The organism is Halococcus dombrowskii (assembly GCF_022870485.1).
Taxonomy (GTDB): domain Archaea; phylum Halobacteriota; class Halobacteria; order Halobacteriales; family Halococcaceae; genus Halococcus; species Halococcus morrhuae.
Genome location: NZ_CP095005.1, coordinates 1,962,499 through 1,977,794 on the forward strand (window position 1 = coordinate 1,962,499; position 15,296 = coordinate 1,977,794).

20 protein-coding genes and 1 pseudogene are annotated in these 15,296 nt (G+C 64.0%); 4 read left to right on the top strand and 17 right to left on the bottom strand.

Annotated features, from left to right (window positions below):
* Window positions 1-45 precede the first annotated feature (45 nt).
* The 6 genes from MUK72_RS10110 to MUK72_RS10135 all read right to left on the bottom strand — a co-directional run bounded on the left by MUK72_RS10110 (window position 46) and on the right by MUK72_RS10135 (window position 4,751).
* Window positions 46-249: a DUF8005 family protein gene (locus MUK72_RS10110; RefSeq protein WP_244699758.1), complete on the bottom strand. Its 204-nt coding sequence runs from the start codon at window positions 247-249 to the stop codon at window positions 46-48.
* A gap of 1 nt (window position 250) precedes the next feature.
* Window positions 251-1,432 carry an ABC transporter ATP-binding protein gene (locus MUK72_RS10115; RefSeq protein WP_244699761.1) on the bottom strand — a complete coding sequence of 394 codons (1,182 nt, stop codon included), beginning with the start codon at window positions 1,430-1,432 and terminating at the stop codon, window positions 251-253.
* A gap of 5 nt (window positions 1,433-1,437) precedes the next feature.
* On the bottom strand, window positions 1,438-2,370 hold the full coding sequence (locus MUK72_RS10120) for a carbohydrate ABC transporter permease (protein ID WP_244699764.1): 933 nt from the start codon (window positions 2,368-2,370) through the stop codon (window positions 1,438-1,440).
* A 1-nt stretch (window position 2,371) separates the two neighbouring features.
* Window positions 2,372-3,352 carry a carbohydrate ABC transporter permease gene (locus tag MUK72_RS10125; protein WP_004055094.1) on the bottom strand — a complete coding sequence of 327 codons (981 nt, stop codon included), beginning with the start codon at window positions 3,350-3,352 and terminating at the stop codon, window positions 2,372-2,374.
* Window positions 3,352-3,705: a hypothetical protein gene (locus MUK72_RS10130; protein WP_342346230.1), complete on the bottom strand. Its 354-nt coding sequence runs from the start codon at window positions 3,703-3,705 to the stop codon at window positions 3,352-3,354. Before MUK72_RS10130 ends, MUK72_RS10125 begins: the two co-directional genes overlap by 1 nt.
* Before the next feature lie 269 nt (window positions 3,706-3,974).
* Window positions 3,975-4,751 carry a transposase gene (locus tag MUK72_RS10135; protein ID WP_244699767.1) on the bottom strand — a complete coding sequence of 259 codons (777 nt, stop codon included), beginning with the start codon at window positions 4,749-4,751 and terminating at the stop codon, window positions 3,975-3,977.
* On the opposite strand from MUK72_RS10135, the gene MUK72_RS20555 reads away from it, so the two are divergent.
* Complete coding sequence (locus MUK72_RS20555) at window positions 4,719-4,958, top strand: hypothetical protein (RefSeq protein ID WP_483306169.1); 240 nt, start codon at window positions 4,719-4,721, stop codon at window positions 4,956-4,958. The genes MUK72_RS10135 and MUK72_RS20555 overlap by 33 nt on opposite strands.
* Window positions 4,959-5,178: 220 nt before the next feature.
* Here MUK72_RS20555 and MUK72_RS10145 read toward each other — a convergent pair whose 3' ends face one another.
* From MUK72_RS10145 to MUK72_RS10180, 8 genes are all read right to left on the bottom strand, one after another.
* Window positions 5,179-6,348, bottom strand: coding sequence for an ISH3 family transposase (locus tag MUK72_RS10145; protein WP_244699770.1), 1,170 nt, complete (start codon window positions 6,346-6,348; stop codon window positions 5,179-5,181).
* Between the two features lie 24 nt (window positions 6,349-6,372).
* Entirely contained in the window at window positions 6,373-6,978 is a 606-nt protein-coding gene (locus MUK72_RS10150; RefSeq protein WP_244699773.1) for a hypothetical protein, read from the bottom strand.
* Window positions 6,979-7,024: 46 nt separating this feature from the next.
* Window positions 7,025-8,131 (bottom strand): substrate-binding domain-containing protein, encoded by a 1,107-nt coding sequence (locus MUK72_RS10155; protein ID WP_342346231.1) that lies wholly within the window; start codon window positions 8,129-8,131, stop codon window positions 7,025-7,027.
* Between the two features lie 84 nt (window positions 8,132-8,215).
* Window positions 8,216-8,674, bottom strand: coding sequence for a universal stress protein (locus tag MUK72_RS10160; protein ID WP_244699776.1), 459 nt, complete (start codon window positions 8,672-8,674; stop codon window positions 8,216-8,218).
* Between the two features lie 56 nt (window positions 8,675-8,730).
* Complete coding sequence (locus MUK72_RS10165; RefSeq protein WP_244699791.1) at window positions 8,731-9,207, bottom strand: hypothetical protein; 477 nt, start codon at window positions 9,205-9,207, stop codon at window positions 8,731-8,733.
* Between the two features lie 93 nt (window positions 9,208-9,300).
* Entirely contained in the window at window positions 9,301-9,957 is a 657-nt protein-coding gene (locus tag MUK72_RS10170; protein ID WP_244699794.1) for a hypothetical protein, read from the bottom strand.
* Between the two features lie 201 nt (window positions 9,958-10,158).
* A complete protein-coding gene (locus MUK72_RS10175) occupies window positions 10,159-11,199 on the bottom strand; it encodes a dipeptide epimerase (protein ID WP_244699797.1) in 1,041 nt (346 codons plus the stop codon).
* Window positions 11,196-12,209 (bottom strand): N-acetyltransferase DgcN family protein, encoded by a 1,014-nt coding sequence (locus MUK72_RS10180; RefSeq protein ID WP_244699800.1) that lies wholly within the window; start codon window positions 12,207-12,209, stop codon window positions 11,196-11,198. Before MUK72_RS10180 ends, MUK72_RS10175 begins: the two co-directional genes overlap by 4 nt.
* Before the next feature lie 98 nt (window positions 12,210-12,307).
* On the opposite strand from MUK72_RS10180, the gene MUK72_RS10185 reads away from it, so the two are divergent.
* A complete protein-coding gene (locus MUK72_RS10185) occupies window positions 12,308-12,865 on the top strand; it encodes a metal-dependent hydrolase (protein WP_244699803.1) in 558 nt (185 codons plus the stop codon).
* Between the two features lie 3 nt (window positions 12,866-12,868).
* On the opposite strand, the gene MUK72_RS10190 is transcribed toward MUK72_RS10185, so the two are convergent.
* Complete coding sequence (locus tag MUK72_RS10190; protein ID WP_244699805.1) at window positions 12,869-13,495, bottom strand: DUF7282 domain-containing protein; 627 nt, start codon at window positions 13,493-13,495, stop codon at window positions 12,869-12,871.
* Window positions 13,496-13,624: 129 nt separating this feature from the next.
* Here MUK72_RS10190 and MUK72_RS10195 point away from each other — a divergent pair.
* Window positions 13,625-13,684 (top strand): annotated as a pseudogene (locus MUK72_RS10195) (hypothetical protein); the annotation flags it as partial.
* Between the two features lie 120 nt (window positions 13,685-13,804).
* Here the strand turns inward: MUK72_RS10195 and MUK72_RS10200 are convergent.
* Together MUK72_RS10200 and MUK72_RS10205 are read right to left on the bottom strand one after the other, a co-directional pair.
* Window positions 13,805-14,278 carry a YbaK/EbsC family protein gene (locus MUK72_RS10200; protein WP_244699808.1) on the bottom strand — a complete coding sequence of 158 codons (474 nt, stop codon included), beginning with the start codon at window positions 14,276-14,278 and terminating at the stop codon, window positions 13,805-13,807.
* Between the two features lie 38 nt (window positions 14,279-14,316).
* Window positions 14,317-14,490 carry a DUF7331 family protein gene (locus MUK72_RS10205; RefSeq protein ID WP_162832758.1) on the bottom strand — a complete coding sequence of 58 codons (174 nt, stop codon included), beginning with the start codon at window positions 14,488-14,490 and terminating at the stop codon, window positions 14,317-14,319.
* A gap of 148 nt (window positions 14,491-14,638) precedes the next feature.
* Here MUK72_RS10205 and MUK72_RS10210 point away from each other — a divergent pair, with 148 nt between their 5' ends.
* On the top strand, window positions 14,639-15,253 hold the full coding sequence (locus MUK72_RS10210; RefSeq protein WP_244699811.1) for a DUF7547 family protein: 615 nt from the start codon (window positions 14,639-14,641) through the stop codon (window positions 15,251-15,253).
* Window positions 15,254-15,296 lie beyond the last annotated feature (43 nt).

Sequence of the window (15,296 nt, forward strand, 5' to 3'; positions counted from 1 at the left end):
GCTCGTTGTAAGAATACCGCTCTCGACCGGCTTCGAGGGATGCTCTCAGTACAACTGCTCCTCGCGCTCCTCGCGTTCGGCCTCACGTTCCGCCTCCTCTTTCTCCCGTCGTCGCCCGCGCAGATACTGCCGGGTCAACGGGATGAACATGTTCTTCACGTCGAGGACGAACGACACCAGCCCGTAGGCCCAGAAGACGAACAGCAGCGACATCCCACCGACGTAGAGCAGTCCGATATCGGTAACCATCTCAATCGTCCGTCTCGGCCTCCGTTCCGGTCGTTCCCCCGGCCTGCGTCGGCTGGACAAGCCCGTGTTCGAGCGCCTGTCCGGAGTCCGTATCGAACAGATGGAGCTTCTCGCGGTCGAACACGACGGAGACGCTGTCACCGGCCTCGATATCCGAAGCCGGATCGACGCTCATCTGGAGCTGATCGCCGGCCTCGGGATCTTCGAGATCGCTTTCGGCGTCCTCGGCGAGCAGGAGATAGACGAAGATCTCGTCGCCCATCGGTTCGAGCACGTCGACGGTCGTCTCGATCTCGGCGGTGGAATCGGAGACCGAGCCGGCCTCCCCGACGGGATAGATGTCTTCCGGCCTGATGCCGAGCGTGACCGCATCACCTTCGCCGAGCGCCATCGGACCGACGTCAAACTCGACATCGACGTACTCGGAGTCGAAGCCGTCAGAGCTCACCGTACCCTCGACGAAGTTCATGCTCGGCGAGCCGATGAACCCCGCAACGAAGAGGTTGTCCGGTTCGTTGTAACAGACCAGCGGCGGATCGATCTGCTGGAGTCGGCCGCCATCGATGACCGCGATCCGATCGGACATCGTCATCGCTTCGGCCTGGTCGTGGGTGACGTAGATGACGGTCGTATCGAGCTCCCGGTGGATGCGCTGGAGCTCCGTGCGCATGTGCACCCTGAGTTTCGCATCCAGATTCGCCAGCGGCTCGTCCATGAGGAAGACGTCGGGCTCGCGCACCAGCGCGCGGGCGATGGCGACGCGCTGGCGCTGCCCCCCGCTCATCTCGCTCGGCATCCGATCGAGCATCCCCTGCATCTGGACGATCTCGGCAGCGTTCTCGACGCGGCGATCGGTCTCGTCCTCGTCGAAGCTCCGGAGTCGCAGCCCGAACGAGATGTTGTCGTAGACGTCCATATGCGGGAACAGCGCGATGTTCTGGAACACCATCGCGATCCCGCGGTCCTTCGGCGGCAGATCCGTCACCTCCCGATCGCCGATGGAGATCGTCCCCTCGGTGGGCATCGTGAGACCGGCGACGGTCTCCATCGTCGTCGATTTCCCACAGCCCGAGGGGCCGACGAGCGTGACGAACTCGCCGTCGGGGATCTCGAGGTTCATGTCGTCGACCGCGACGACGTCGTCGTACCGTTTCGTGACTCCTTCGAGCGTGACGTTTGCCATGGTGATTACTCCTTGAGTGCGCCGCTGGTGAGGCCGCTGACGATTCGCTCCTGGGCGATCACCACGAGGATCGCCACCGGCAACACGCCGATGATGCTCGCGGCCGCCATCAGGTTGTACGATGCCGCGTACTGGGTCTGGTAGCCAAGAATCCCCCAGACGAGCGGGCCCCAGTTCTGTGCCTGTCCGTCGGTCATCAGATACGAGAAGAAGAACTCGCTGTAGACGTTGATGAAGGTGAGCACGCCCGCGGTCGCCACGCCGGGTGCCGACAGCGGGATGATGACGCGGAAGAGCGCCCCCAGTCGGGTCGTGCCCTCGACGCGCGCGGCATCTTCCAGCCCATCCGGAATCTGACCATAAAAGGTGGTGAGAATGAAGATCGATAACGGCATGAACAGCGCGCTGAGCGGCAGGCCGATGCCGATCGGCGAGTTGAACACGAACGGACTGCTCAGCCCCAGGATCTCGACGTTGCCGGTGAAGAGCCGGAACAGCGGCAGGAGGAACGCCGCCGGCGGGAAGTAGGAGATGGCGAGCACGAGGATCATCAGGATTCCTCGTCCGGGGAACTCCAGCCGGCCGAAGACGTAGCCGACGAGGCTCGCCAGCACGAGGACGACGGCCGTGGTTCCGAGCGCGATGACGAAGCTGTTGAACAGGTAGACGTGGAACGGCAGCTGCTCGAAGATGGTGATGAACGCCTCGGGGTTGAACCCCGCCGGGAGCAGTCCCGCCTGATCGACGAGATCCGTCGGGGTGAGCGCGAGCACCAGCAGCCAGTAGAACGGGAACAGCGTCGTGATCAGGAAGAAGATCGTCACGACGTAGAACATCGCCCGGTAGGTCCGATCGGGGTTGCGGATCGACTTCTGGACCCAACGGGTGAACGGGCCGGCGTCGTCGTCGCTCGTCTCGCTCGCCTGTGCGCCCGCCATCTCAGGCAGCCCCCTGTGAGCCCTGCCAGTATCTGACGATGTAGATCGAGACGACGATGCCGATGATCGCTGCCGTCACGAACGCCACCGCCGAGGCGGTCCCGTACCGTCGGGTGCTGAAGGTCGTGACGACCAGACACGACAACGAGGGGACCGTCGTACAGCTCGCCGTCGTCTCGATCAGCCCGTAGATCCGCATCGCGGCGATGGTCCGGAACAACATCGCAACCAGCACCGTCGGCAACACCAGCGGGAACGTGATCGTCTTGAACTGCTGCCACTTCGTTGCGCCGGCGACCTTCGCCACGTCGTAGAGGCTGCGATCGACGCTCTGGAGCCCCGCGAGGATCAACAGCGCCATGAACGCGGTCGTCTTCCAGACGTCGGCGAGGATGATGATCGGCAACGCCTCGGCGCTGTTGACCAGTGGCGACGTCGATCCGCCGAGCGCCTCGACGACGGCGACGCCGGGGCCGATCCCCGACCGGAACAGCAGGTAGAACATCATTCCCTGGATGACGATCGGCACCGCCCACGGGATGATGATGGCGACGCGAACCCAGCGCCGGCCCCGGAACTTCTGATCGAGCACCAGCGCCTGGCCGAGCCCGATGATCGTCTCGAAGAAGACGCTGACGATGGTGAAGATGAAGGTCACGATGAGCGCGCTCTGGAACGGTGCACTCAGGTCGAAAAACGGCTGTGGCAGCGCCACGGTGTCGAGCTGTCCCGTGAGCAGGTTGACGTAGTTCTCCAGACCGACGAACTCGCCGAGCTGGGCCGCGCCGCTGATGCTGTCGGCGAAGAGCGACATCCGGAAGGTGCTCAACAGCGGCCAGAAGGCGATCACCGCGAGCAGGAGGAAGGCCGGTGCCAGGAGCAGGTAGGCGAACGCCGTCTCGCTCAGGTTTTCGAGCCAGCGGACCGCGCTCGCATATACGCCGGAGCGTCGTTCGGCCTCGGTCGATCGTTCAGTTGCCATTATCGGTTGTAGTTCTCGATCGCCACGAGCTGGTCTTTCAGTTCGTTCATCGCCTGTTTCGGTGGCTTGTCGCCGGAGAGACCCGCGTGGACCTGCTGGGCGATCTGGCCGGACTGTTGTGGCCAGACGACGCTTACTGGGCGCGGAATCGCATTCTCGCCGGCGACGCGCAGCTGTTCGATGTAGTTGCCGACGGTCGGCACCTGCTTCGCCTGCCGTGAGGCGAGCACCGTCTGGTTCGGCGGGAGCCAGCCGGTGAGTTCGAACAGTTTGAGCTGGAAGGACGGCTGGGTCATCGCCTCGATGACCTGAAGCGCCTTCCCGCGCTGGGTCGAGTTCGGATTGACGGTCATATGCCAGCCGCCGAGGGCGGCCACCGGCCCGCCGATGTTCTTGTATACCCTGTTGCACGTTCAAAATCAAATCACCAGACGGAACGATCAGGCCTGAATCTGGACTCCATCAGTAGCGTTGGTGAAACAATGGAATGGTTCCTGATAGAAATGGCTGAATCGGCCGATAAATCAGCCTGATTGGTCGAGCTCCTTTCAGAAAATACAGCCGCCTGAGAGCGATGCCTCTCAGGCGGCGACACCTGTTTTTTGGACAGGTGGCGCGATCGTCAGATGAGCCGACTCGGTGAGCGTATCAGCCCTGGTTTGTTCTGCCGTTGTGCCGTGAGAGACGCCGCAACCAACGCTACTGCCGAGAGAACGACGTGAGTCTCGACGTTGTTCTCTTTGCGTGCGCGGACGCGATCAAGCCCGGTAAAGGACTTCAGCCGGGAGAACACCCGCTCGACACCTGCCCGCAGGTGTCGATGCATCCGCTCTTTGATCGCCTGGAAAATGTACGTCTCCTCGACGCTTCCGACGGAAACGCCGTACTCCGAGAGTTGCTCCTGTGGCAGCCGTTCCAGGGCGTCGTAGGGACTGTCGATCTCCTCACCGTGTTCCTTGAACAGTTCCTTGATTTCGTCCTTGATCGTCGCTAACGGCGACGATCGGCGAGGATTGATCGCCGTCAGCAACGGACAATCGAGCTGATCCTGACAGAAGTCGCGGTTAGCCTGACTGTCAAAGCCAGCATCAGCGAGGGCTGCCTGGAGATCGTCAGTGTCGTACCGCTCGTTGAACTCGTCAACGAGCGGTTCGAACGCCGCACTGTCGTTCCTCTTGCCGGTCTCCATCGTGATGGCGACCGGCAGCTCTGTTGCCGCATCCACCACGAGAAACACCTTGTACCCGTAGAACGATCCTTCGTGTTTCCCCCAGCTCGCACCTTCAACTTCGCCATTTTCGATTTCATCACGCGTATTTGCCCACGCCGCGATGTGCGTTCCATCGATGACGACGAACTCACCGCCATGTTCGTGATCGGCAAGCAACTCGCCACACATCGACTGGAGGCAATCTCGGAGTTCATCGGGATGAAGTTCGTCGAAGGCCCGCCAGAGCGACGTCCCATCCGGGACGTCCTCTGGCTCAGTGTAGTCGAGAGCCTCTCGAAACGAATGATTGCGCTGAAGACGGCGTTCGAGGGCGTCGAAGGAGTCGCCCTCGAACTGCCGCAGGACAAGTGCGGCAGCTCGTTCGGGAGAGATTGACTGAAGTTCCGAGACAGCGACCGAGAGGAAGGTTCAGTACCTCACAAAGCACGCCAGTTGACTACTTCTGAGACGTGAATCCGATGAAGAAATCGATGCCGAACAACTGCTGAGGAAGGCGGCTCGACACCGAGAGCATCGAACCTGTCGCAGTCGGCGGCGTTCCGCCGCCGACGCGACGGCGTTGCCACTCGCCGAGCGGGCGGTCTCGGTCGGTGGATTACCGCTCGAAGCGGTCGTCCGGAGGCTTGTTTGCGGGGACGGCGCGACGCACCGCGAGCGCCGTCTCCGCTGCTCGCCGTACCATCCCAAGGAATTCGTCGAATCGCCACGACCAGAGGCGTCGCGCGCCTCGGCGCGGCGACGCCACGTACTCCCAGTGGAGATATCGCCACGCATTCTGAAGGAGGAAGCTGATCAGCACGTACAGAAACCGCACCGCCGGATTCTGTGTCGTCGTCATCGCAATACTTCGTTCGGACAGACGATAAGTCGATTCGATACCGAATCGACGGCTGTAGTGTTTCCTGGCTTGGCGTGGCGTCTCGATGAACGGCGCGTCGACGGCGTAGCCGTGACGCGCCACACCTTCTTCGTCATATTTCCCTTGCTGGTACGTACAGTCGATGTAGACCGGGAAATCGACGATCCACGTGTGACCGTCGATTTCACCTTGGAGGTCGTGGTCGATCACGCGGCTCCAGCCTTCACTCAGTTCGGTCTGAATCTTCTCGCCCCACTTCACGATCGGCATGATGAAAGCGTAGTTGTGGGCAGCGAGTAGCGTCAAACAGTACGTATCGTAGAACTCGCGGTCGAGGTAGACGGCCTTGACTTCGAGGTCAAGGCCGTCAAGCACGCCGAGTAGTTCCGCGAGGATCGAGCTGGCGGTGTCGCCGTCGGTCAGACGGCGCACCGCCAGCGTGTAGCGTTTGTTACGTACGCGAGCGTAGAGCGTGGCATAGCCGTGGAACGTCGTCGTTCCGGCTTTAGCGAGTGAGTTGTAGAGCTCTTCCTCGGAGTCGTACTCCTCGCCGTAGTACGGACGGAGGTGGAGGTCGGCGACGACCTCCACCGGCCGATCTGGAAGGAGTTCCAGGATATCCTGCTGGATGAGTGTCTTCCCGATTCGTTCGAGTTCTTCGAGCTCGAACTTCGTCCGGAGATGGTGGAGAATCGTGTTGGCGTGAGGCGATTCCTCTGAGATGCTGCAGAGATGACTGACCGAGTCCTCGTCGGCAGTCGCGCCGACGAGGACGTCCCAGATCTCCTCAGAATCGACATCGGCATTCTCGCCGAGTTCGATATCGATCTCCTCATCGAGAGTGTTGACGAGAAAGTTAAGCACCTGCTCTTCTGTGAGTTCGTTGGCTGCTTGGTTTGGATCCATCAACCAACCGAGCAGCCCACTCACCTAACCCGCTTTGTGAACTACTGAGGTTGCGACGAGTTCGTCACGGTAGAGGTAGCCGTCGTCAGCAGGATCGTCGGGTGTGACATCGGCTGGCTGGTCGGTTTCACGCTGGGCCAGCTGGTCGTCCCGAAGGGACGGCCAGCTGTGGGTGTAGACGGTGGCATTGTGCCCCGCTACGGTGTGTACCTCCTGTTGATCGGCGAGCTTTCGGAGTGGGCGGTAACAGCGCCGATCAAGCAGGTCGTCAGCTTCGGGTGCGGTGAGTCCGGATGGCCGATTGAACGCGAGATATTTGAGCGTGGCTTTGGCAGTCTCCTTGCGGTGGAAGACGGCGTAGCCGTCATCCACCTCGGGCCGCCAGAAACCGTCGTGAGTAGAGCGTTGTCCGATGATGTATTTGCTGGCGACGTACTCTCGGTTGTGATTTAACGAGGTGTAGAAGGTATTGGAGGAGCCGATCTGCTCGATATACCACGCCGGCACGTCGGTGCCGGCGCGGAGTTCGTCTTTGGAAGCGACCTCGTCATGGAATCGGAGGTACTCACGAACGGTGGTCTTATGCGATGAGACGGTGTTGTCGTAGGCGTCGGATCTACCGGTTCCCATACCACTGATCCGACCTCTAGTCTAGTGAATGTGACCATTTCTAGCGTTAGTGACTGCTGTTCAATACGTTCGAGCTGGTTTCGAAACCGTGCAACGGGCTATTGTACTTCGATTTGTTCTCGGAAACGGCGTAGGGAATCGGCATCACACCGAGTTTCTGCGTGCCGAGCGCGTCGTCGGCACCGGCGGTCGCGATCGCGTACGGCCAGTTGCGCAGCGCGACCGCGTTCCCGCCGGAGAACGGACCCAGAGAGGAGTCCTCGATCCAGCCGAGCACCGCGTTGGGCGAGATCTGCTCGTAGCCGTCCAGCGTATGCGGCGCGTTCGACCCGAAGATGAACGTCCGCACCATCTTCACCGCATCGACGACCGGCTTCTCGCCCACCGTCACCGGCCGCTTGCCGATCGGACCGAACAGGGTGTCCCGACCGCCGAAGTATGCCCCGCCCCAGCTCGTCATGAACTCGTTGAAGTCACAGCAGGCGAGCCCTTCGTAGAGGTTGCCCTGGAAGGAGAAGCCGTACTGGAGGCCCGCCTGTTGCTTCGCGTCGGCGACGACCTTCGAGAACTTCTTCCAGCGCATCGACTTCGTCGCCCAGTTCTCCTGTTTCGGGTTGTAGCCCGCCTGTTTCACCAGGTCCTTCCGGTAGAGCATGACGGGGAAGTCCGGAAACAGCGGCACCGCATAGAGATCGCCGTCGTCACCCTTGGCGGTCTCGACGCTGGCTTGGAAGTAGTCGTTGTTGACCTTCTTCAGGACGCGCTCGGGCAGGTTATCGCTGAGGTTGAGCAGCTGGTCACGGTTGATGAAGTTGAGCGCCCAGCCGTTGTCCATCATCAGGAGGTCGGGATCTTCGAGTCCGGCCGAGAGCCACCGGGTGTACTGCGACTGGCGCGTACCCGTGTTCTGGGGTCCGGCGATGACGTCGAGGTAGATGTCCTTCGACAGCCCCGCGTTCCAGAGCGCCTTCCGTATCGCACCCGCGTTGTCCGCCCCGGTCGAATCGGTCACCCACCGGACGGTGTTCGCATCCGTTTGACTGCCGCCGGCGATACAGCCAGCGAGCGCGACCGCAGCCCCCGACGCGCCCGCGGTCCGCAAGAAGGTGCGACGGGAGCGGTCGCCACCTCCATGTGTGATAGACTCACGCATCGTCCTGAAATGAAACTGCACATATACTTATATCTACTGGAGGCACAGGCAAGCAATCGCCATCCGACGGAGGGATCGGCCCCATCACGACGTATCCGCCCGGACGAACGTCACCGGGCAGGGTGCCGAGAGCATCACCGTCTGGGCCGTCGAGCCGAACACCGCCTTCCCGGCCGGCGAGCGCTGCCGCCCGCCGACGATGACCATGTCGGCCCCCGACTCCTCGGCCAAGCCGACGATGCTCTCGCCGTGTTCGCCGATCGCGCCACCGACGGCGACGGCGACGTCCGCCGCTTCGAGCCGCTCGGCGAGTTCGCGAACCGTCGCGTGGCGACCCGCCACCTCCTGTGGCGACACCTCGGTGGCCGTGGGGTCGAACCCCAACCGGTCGATGGCGCGCTCGTACTCGGACTCGGTGAAGACGTGACCCAGAACGACCGTCGCCCCGGACGGACCGGCGATGTCGATCGTCTCCGCGGCCAGCCTGTCGACGCGCTCGGCGTCGCCCGGTCCGAGCGCGAGGAGAACGGTTTCGAGTGCCATACTCACACATTCACGAGGTCTTACATAGTTCTATGGGCGCGAGCGGCGGCTGTCCCTCACTCTTCCTGGGAGCGTCGGTTCGCAACGCCACCGATCGTCGGCCAACATCGACGCAGATAGTTGAGCGCCGCAGCGACCGCGACGAGGGCGTACACGCCGGCGGCGGCGATGACGAAGAACCCGTACGGGCTGCCGGGACCGCCGACCATCGCATCGAGATACGACGCCAGAGCAACCCCCCACTGGCCGGCTAACAGCCCGATCACGGCGATATCGAGCCAGCCCGCAAAGACCTCGTCGAGAACGCGCGCGTAGAGCAGGACGACGACCGAGCCGACGAGCAGCGAGGAGCCACTCAGCGTGACCCACTCGGGTGCACTACCCATCCCGATCGCCGAATCGACGAGATAGAGCCGGTAGGCTTCGAGACAGAGGCCGACCGCGAGGCCGACGTAGCCCGACAGCGCCAGCACGTTGGCGAAGGCCGATCGGGAGTCGATGCGTGTGTGGAGATCCGACGTGTCCTGAGTCATGCGGTATGGTGGCTGCGGGTCGCGTGGATGATCGGTCGCTCGATGCGAAAAAGTGTCCGACCGCGTCGTCCGGGTCGGTCGCGGCGGAGTGCGTTACCCGCTGGTGCCGCTGGTGTTGATGTTCCCGGTCGCGTTGGTGGTCCCGGCGTCGTTGTTGAGCGTCACCTCGAACGATCCCGCCGGGTCGGGTGACGTGTCGGTGGCGGTGCCGCTGCCGCTCGCGCTGTTGGCAGTCACCGTCACTTGGAATTCGACCGATTTCGTGCCGGACGTCCCATCAGTGACACCGCTCGGGAGGTCGGACTGGGTGAGCGCACCGCTGCTCACGAGGCCGATGCCGGCAAGCGAGATATCCGCGATCCCTCCCGAATCACCGTTTGACCCGGTGTTCTGGACGGAGTAGCTCGAAACGCCGGCCGTCGTGCCGTCGCTGACACCGGTCAAATTCGCTGCCGAGCTGAGCGATCCGCCCGGTGGCCCGGCTGTGACATCGATATCGAACCCGGAGATCCCCGAACTGAAGCTCGACCACTTGAGCGAGAGCACGGGCTCGACAGTCACCTCGGTCACGGCGTTGTTGTTGGCCGTGATCGAGAGGTTGGAGGCTGATATCGGACTGCTGCCGACCGCGGCGAGTGCGGGCTGTGACGAGTACAGCAGGCTGCCGCCGCCGATGATACCGATACCGGTAGCCACGCCGGCTCCCTTGATGATGCGCCGTCGACTGAGAAACGTGTTGTTGTCGTCCATTTTGTCTCTGTTTCGTGGACGGGGTCGAATCTCGGGTCGCCCCAATTCACACGACTTTCGTCGTAATTCCTACCGTCCACTAGCTAAAATACTGCCATGTCGTATAAATCTTTGCACACTATTCATACACAGAACTGTATCGAATCGCTGGAAGGCAGCCGATAAGAGGCGTTTCGCGACGATTCCCGACCGTGTACCCGCTCAGTCGAGCGCCCGGACAGCCGTTCCGGAGCGTTCGACATCGCGGAGATCGATCTCGCCGCCCTCGATCGGCACTCCTCCGTAGGGATCGTCGGCGAGCAGCAGCGAGCCGTCGAGATCGGCGTAGTCGAGCAGCGGCGCGAGCTGGCAGGCGGCGGCGATGGCGGCGTTCGATTCGATCATGCAGCCACACATCACCTCCAACCCGTGGGCGCGCGCCGCGTGGATCATCCGCGTCGCCTCGCGCAACCCGCCACATTTCATCAGTTTGATGTTGGCGATGTCGGCGTGCTCGGCGACGTGAGGGATATCCGCGAGCGTCACGCAGGACTCGTCGGCGGCGATGGGGAGAGGTGAGCGCTCGTGGACGTATTCGAGACCTCCTTCGTTCTCGGCCGGAACGGGCTGTTCGACGAACTCGACGTCGAAGTCGGCGAGCGTGTCGATGTTGTCGAGCGCCTCGTGGGGCGTCCAGGCCTCGTTGGCGTCGACGCGCAGGCGAATGTCGGGGGCGACGTCACGGATCGCGTCGATGATCTCGCGGTCGCGGTCGGTGCCGAGCTTCACTTTGAGCACCGAGTGACCCGCCGCGATCGCGCTCTCGGTCTTCTCGCGCATCCGTTCGGTGCTGTCGAGTCCGATCGTGAAGGAGGTCGCCGGCGTAGCCTCGGGATCGAGCCCCCAGTAGCGATGGAGCGGGACGTCGAGGCGTTTCGTCGCGAGGTCGTGCAGCGCGATCGAGACCGCCACGTGCGCAGCCGGGTTGTCCCGAACGGTGTGGGCCATCCGGCGTTCGATGCGTTCCAGCGCGTGCGGATCACCGACCTCTTCGACGACGGCGAGGAGATCGGGAAGGACGGCCTCCACGGTCGCGGCGGTCTCGCCGTAGTGTTCGGAGGGGGCGGCCGCGCCGATACCCTCGTGTTCGCCGTCGGCGATCCGCACGAGGACGTTTTCGGCGGTTTCCTGCGTGCCCCTGGAGATCGTGAACGGGTCGGCGAGGTCGAGCGTCAGCCGCTCGAAGCTCGTTTCGAGATTCACAACAGCGCCTCCAGCAGCTCGTCGCTGCCGAAGCGGATCGGATCGCTCGCCGGCACCGAGAGCGTTCGCGAGTAGGCGTCGACCGCCGAGCGCGCGCCCTCGTCGGTGTCGAGCGATCGGGTGTTGAGCGCGCCCGCGACGACGTCGGCGTCGTGGACCGGGCCGGCGAGACTCTCGTAGAGATCGACGTACTCGGGCAGCGCCGGGAGCGGGGTGTCCTCGTAGCCGTGGATCGCCTCGCGGCCCGCCTCGTGACAGAGCACGAGCTCGTCGGGCATCGCGCCGTGGAGGATGCCACAGGTCACCGCCGAGTAGGCCGGATGGACGATCGAGCCCTGCCCCTCGACGAAGAGGTAGTCGTGGTCGTTCCCCTTCTCCAGAATCATCTCCTCGACCGCACCCGCGGTGAAGTCGCTCACGACGCGATCGATCGGGTTGCCCCAGCCCGCGATCATGATGCCCGTCTGGCCCGTCGGGATGAACGCGGCGTCCGCACCCCGCTCGCGGGCGGCCTCGTAGAGTTCGAGCGTCGCGGTCATCTTCCCGACCGAACAGTCCGTTCCGACAGTCAGAATCACCTCGGCGTCGACCTCGTCGGCGACCCCCTCGCTCACCGTTAGATCGGGCGACGGCTCGCGCACGTCGCGGAGTTCGCAGTCGTTCGCCGCGGCGAGGTCGGCGAACTCCTCGTCGTCGTTCAGGAAGTAGTGCAGCCCGGCGGTGACATCACAGCCACGTTCCAACGCAGCTCGGACGTCGGGTCGCCACGAGTCGTCGAAGCCGCCGCCGATCGGCGCGATGCCGACGAGCAGTTCGTCGCAGTCGTCGACGTCGTCCATCCCGGCGACGATCGGCGCGTCCTGGACACCCGAGAGGTGATCGCTGACGCGCGTGCCGGCGCGGTCGCGGTCGAGCACCGCGACGATCTCGTCATCGGCGTACCGGAGCATGCTGACGGCGGTTTTCGCGTCTTCCGGGAACTTCTCGTGGGCGAGCAGTGCGACGGTCATGTCTCCCGGGAGGGCGAGCGAGGATTTAAATGCCGACCATCCAGAGGCGCGCCAGACGGCTTCGAAGCGGGTAAGGCGGCGACGGCGATAACGGTGGTATGTGGCCGTGGGGACATCTCGCCGTCGGCTATCTCGTCTACACCGCGCTCTCGCGTTGGCGCTTCGGGAGAACGCCGAGCGCCGGCGCGGCGATCGCGGTCGCCGTCGGTACGCAGTTTCCCGATCTCATCGACAAACCGCTCGCGTGGACGTTTCACGTGCTGCCGAGCGGGCGCTCGTTCGCCCATTCGCTGCTCACAGCGACCATCATTTGTACGCTGATCTACGCCTACGCCCGTCGTCACGGGCTAGCACGACCGGCGCTCGCGTTCGCCGTCGGCTACATCACCCATCCGTTCGCCGACGCGCTGTCGCCGCTGCTCGCCGGCGAGTACGCCTACGTGCGCTATCTCGGCTGGCCGGTGCTCGACCAGCCCGCCTACGACACGAGCATGGGGTTCGCCATCCACCTGCTCGACTTCGAGCTCACGCCGCTCGTGGCGTTCGAGTTCCTCCTCGTGGCGCTCGCGGTGCTGGCGTGGCTGCGCGACGGGCGGCCGGGGCTCGGCGCGCTTCGCGGCTGGTATCGATCGCAACGAAGCGGGTCGGAGGGCTGAGGGTTATCGCCGACGCCGGACTACGACCGCCGCGAGCACGATCAGCAGAACCACTACGAGCCCGGCGGCGACGATCGGGACGAGACCGATATCGAGCGCGCTGTCGGGAGTCGTCTCCTCGCGCTCGACCGAGACGACGGCGCTCTCGGTGATCGTCCCCGTTCCCGCGACGTACGGTCCGTCGACGCTGCCGTTCGATCGGACGAAGTCGAAGCGGTCGTTCCCGTTCGAATCGAAGTGCGCCATCGCGGTCAGCGAGCCGTTCGTCCGCAGGCGCGACTGGTTGAACTCGCGCCCGTCGATCCCGTAGAGCCGGACCCGGACGTCCTGGTGCGGACCGGCACCGAGTTTCTCGGAGACGCCGATGACGCTGCCGACGGTGTCGTTCTCGTCCGTGAGGTTCGCGTCGTGGATCGCCACGAACCCGCCCTGTGAGAGGTTGACGGAGTTGAGTTGAACGGTCGTCCCGTTCGTGGTCTGGTCAGTGAAGACCATCGTCGCGTTCGGCGTCCGCACGCCGTCGCCCTGCTGTGGCTGGGCCTGCTGGGACTGGGCCGCTGCCGGGATGACGGCCATCCCCGCACCACAGAGCAGAACGACGAGACATGCGGCAGTAACTGTCGATCGCATACGTCGGGCGAGGTCGGCGGCGGGTAAAAACCGTCGGCCCGCAATGTTCTCGGAAGTCGATGTCTCCCGCCCCCTTCCCCTCTCCTCCGGAACGGCGATCCCGATCTCGAAACGCTCGCCACCGATCCGTTGACCGTCCCGTCCGACATCCCGGTCAGCGAGCTCGTCGACCGCTTTCGGGAGGAAAATCGGGAACGTGCATCCATCGTCGATACGGACGGCGAACAGGTGGTTGGGCTCGTGACCGCGCCGACGCCTTCGAGGCCATCGTGGGCGATATCGAGGAGCCACTCGACTGACTCGTCGGGCCTACTCGGCCACGTTGACGGGCCGTGCGTCGGCGAGTTCGCGGAGGCGCTCGGGTGCGATCGGGAAGACGGCCTCGGGCGTGCCCGCGGCGGCCCAGACGGTGTCGAACGTCTGGAGCGCTTCGTCGAGATAGACCGGGACGGACGTATCGTGACAGAACGGCGGGACGCCGCCGATCGACCAGCCGACGGTCTCGCGCACCGTGTCGGCGTCGGCCATCGCGACCGCGTTCTCGTCGACGTCGCGAACGGTGGCGAGTTTGTCCTCGCTCACGCGATTGGCCCCGCTCGTGACCACGACGACCGGTTCGGGAGTCACGAACACGAGCGAACTCGCGATCTGGGCGACGTCGCAGCCGATGGCCGCGGCCGCGGCGCTCGCCGTCCTGGTTCCGTCGGGGAACTCGTGGACGTCGACCGCGATGCCGTACTCCTGCTCGGCCCGCTCGGCGAAGGCTGCTGCCCGTCGATGCATGTCGTGCGTGAGAACGAGCGGGCTAAAAACGGTGATGGCTACCGTGCGTCGGCGATCGGGACCGCACCGCTCGACTGGAGCCACGCCGTGTGTTCGCGCTCGTCGTAGATGACGACTGCGCCGTCCTCGCGCTCGAAGGCGACGAGGCGTTCTTCGCGTGCCGGTACGCTCGCCGAGGTGTCGGAGGGCGACTCCTGTGGGGACGTGCTCATTGGTTTTGGGTAGTGTCGGTTTTCGGTGCCGCTAGTTGCACCGAGGGGCCACATCGTGATAAACGTTGTCACCATATTCGAAACGCTGCCAGGGACCGGGAACGACACGGGAACCCGACCTTTTCACGTTGGACCCCGAACTGCGGATATGAGCGACGCGCCACGCGACCCCGAACTCGAACGCCTCGCCGAGGATCTCTCGTCGACGCTCGCCGAGCTCCGCGACGAACTCGAAACGCGCGGGCCGCGCGAACCGCCCCGCGGACCACTGGGACTGCCCCGTCCGCCGACGCCGGGCGAACTGCTCGATCTCACCGACGAGTTCGCGATCCCCGCGCTCATCGCGTTCCTCGAAGCGAACGTCCGCGCGCTCGAAGCGTTTCAAGCGGCCCTCCGACTGGCACGCGCCGGCGAGGAGGTCAGCGAGCGCGGGCGCGAGACGCGACGGCAGGGTGAGCGTCTCGGTCGGGATGCGCTCGATCGTCTCGACGACGTGCTCGACGATCTCCAGGGCGCGCTCGACGGACGACCTCAGGACCCGACCGCGCGCACGCTCGCCGACGAGGCCCGCGCGCTCCGCGACGAGATCGACGATCGCCTCGCCGAGAGCGACCGACGGGAGACCCGCTCCGCACGCGACCGGACCGTTCCCGCCCGCGAGGAACGCGATGAATCAGGTGAGGACGTCGCGATCGATGTCGACGCCGAGCTCGATTCGATCCGTGATGCGGTCGAGGACGACGACGAGGAAGACGCGGAGTAAACGGTCACTGCGGCCACAAGAGTTTATAGTCTCGATTACATCT

Excerpts from the sequence above, each read along its gene's own strand:
- MUK72_RS10110 (WP_244699758.1), bottom strand. The coding sequence starts at position 249 with ATGGTTACCGATATCGGACTGCTCTACGTCGGTGGGATGTCGCTGCTG.
- MUK72_RS10115 (WP_244699761.1), bottom strand. The coding sequence starts at position 1,432 with ATGGCAAACGTCACGCTCGAAGGAGTCACGAAACGGTACGACGACGTC.
- MUK72_RS10120 (WP_244699764.1), bottom strand. The coding sequence starts at position 2,370 with ATGGCGGGCGCACAGGCGAGCGAGACGAGCGACGACGACGCCGGCCCG.
- MUK72_RS10125 (WP_004055094.1), bottom strand. The coding sequence starts at position 3,352 with ATGGCAACTGAACGATCGACCGAGGCCGAACGACGCTCCGGCGTATAT.
- MUK72_RS10130 (WP_342346230.1), bottom strand. The coding sequence starts at position 3,705 with ATGACCGTCAATCCGAACTCGACCCAGCGCGGGAAGGCGCTTCAGGTC.
- MUK72_RS20555 (WP_483306169.1), top strand. The coding sequence starts at position 4,719 with ATGTTCGTGATCGGCAAGCAACTCGCCACACATCGACTGGAGGCAATC.
- MUK72_RS10135 (WP_244699767.1), bottom strand. The coding sequence starts at position 4,751 with ATGTGTGGCGAGTTGCTTGCCGATCACGAACATGGCGGTGAGTTCGTC.
- MUK72_RS10145 (WP_244699770.1), bottom strand. The coding sequence starts at position 6,348 with ATGGATCCAAACCAAGCAGCCAACGAACTCACAGAAGAGCAGGTGCTT.
- MUK72_RS10150 (WP_244699773.1), bottom strand. The coding sequence starts at position 6,978 with ATGGGAACCGGTAGATCCGACGCCTACGACAACACCGTCTCATCGCAT.
- MUK72_RS10155 (WP_342346231.1), bottom strand. The coding sequence starts at position 8,131 with ATGCGTGAGTCTATCACACATGGAGGTGGCGACCGCTCCCGTCGCACC.
- MUK72_RS10160 (WP_244699776.1), bottom strand. The coding sequence starts at position 8,674 with ATGGCACTCGAAACCGTTCTCCTCGCGCTCGGACCGGGCGACGCCGAG.
- MUK72_RS10165 (WP_244699791.1), bottom strand. The coding sequence starts at position 9,207 with ATGACTCAGGACACGTCGGATCTCCACACACGCATCGACTCCCGATCG.
- MUK72_RS10170 (WP_244699794.1), bottom strand. The coding sequence starts at position 9,957 with ATGGACGACAACAACACGTTTCTCAGTCGACGGCGCATCATCAAGGGA.
- MUK72_RS10180 (WP_244699800.1), bottom strand. The coding sequence starts at position 12,209 with ATGACCGTCGCACTGCTCGCCCACGAGAAGTTCCCGGAAGACGCGAAA.
- MUK72_RS10185 (WP_244699803.1), top strand. The coding sequence starts at position 12,308 with ATGTGGCCGTGGGGACATCTCGCCGTCGGCTATCTCGTCTACACCGCG.
- MUK72_RS10190 (WP_244699805.1), bottom strand. The coding sequence starts at position 13,495 with ATGCGATCGACAGTTACTGCCGCATGTCTCGTCGTTCTGCTCTGTGGT.
- MUK72_RS10200 (WP_244699808.1), bottom strand. The coding sequence starts at position 14,278 with ATGCATCGACGGGCAGCAGCCTTCGCCGAGCGGGCCGAGCAGGAGTAC.
- MUK72_RS10205 (WP_162832758.1), bottom strand. The coding sequence starts at position 14,490 with ATGAGCACGTCCCCACAGGAGTCGCCCTCCGACACCTCGGCGAGCGTA.
- MUK72_RS10210 (WP_244699811.1), top strand. The coding sequence starts at position 14,639 with ATGAGCGACGCGCCACGCGACCCCGAACTCGAACGCCTCGCCGAGGAT.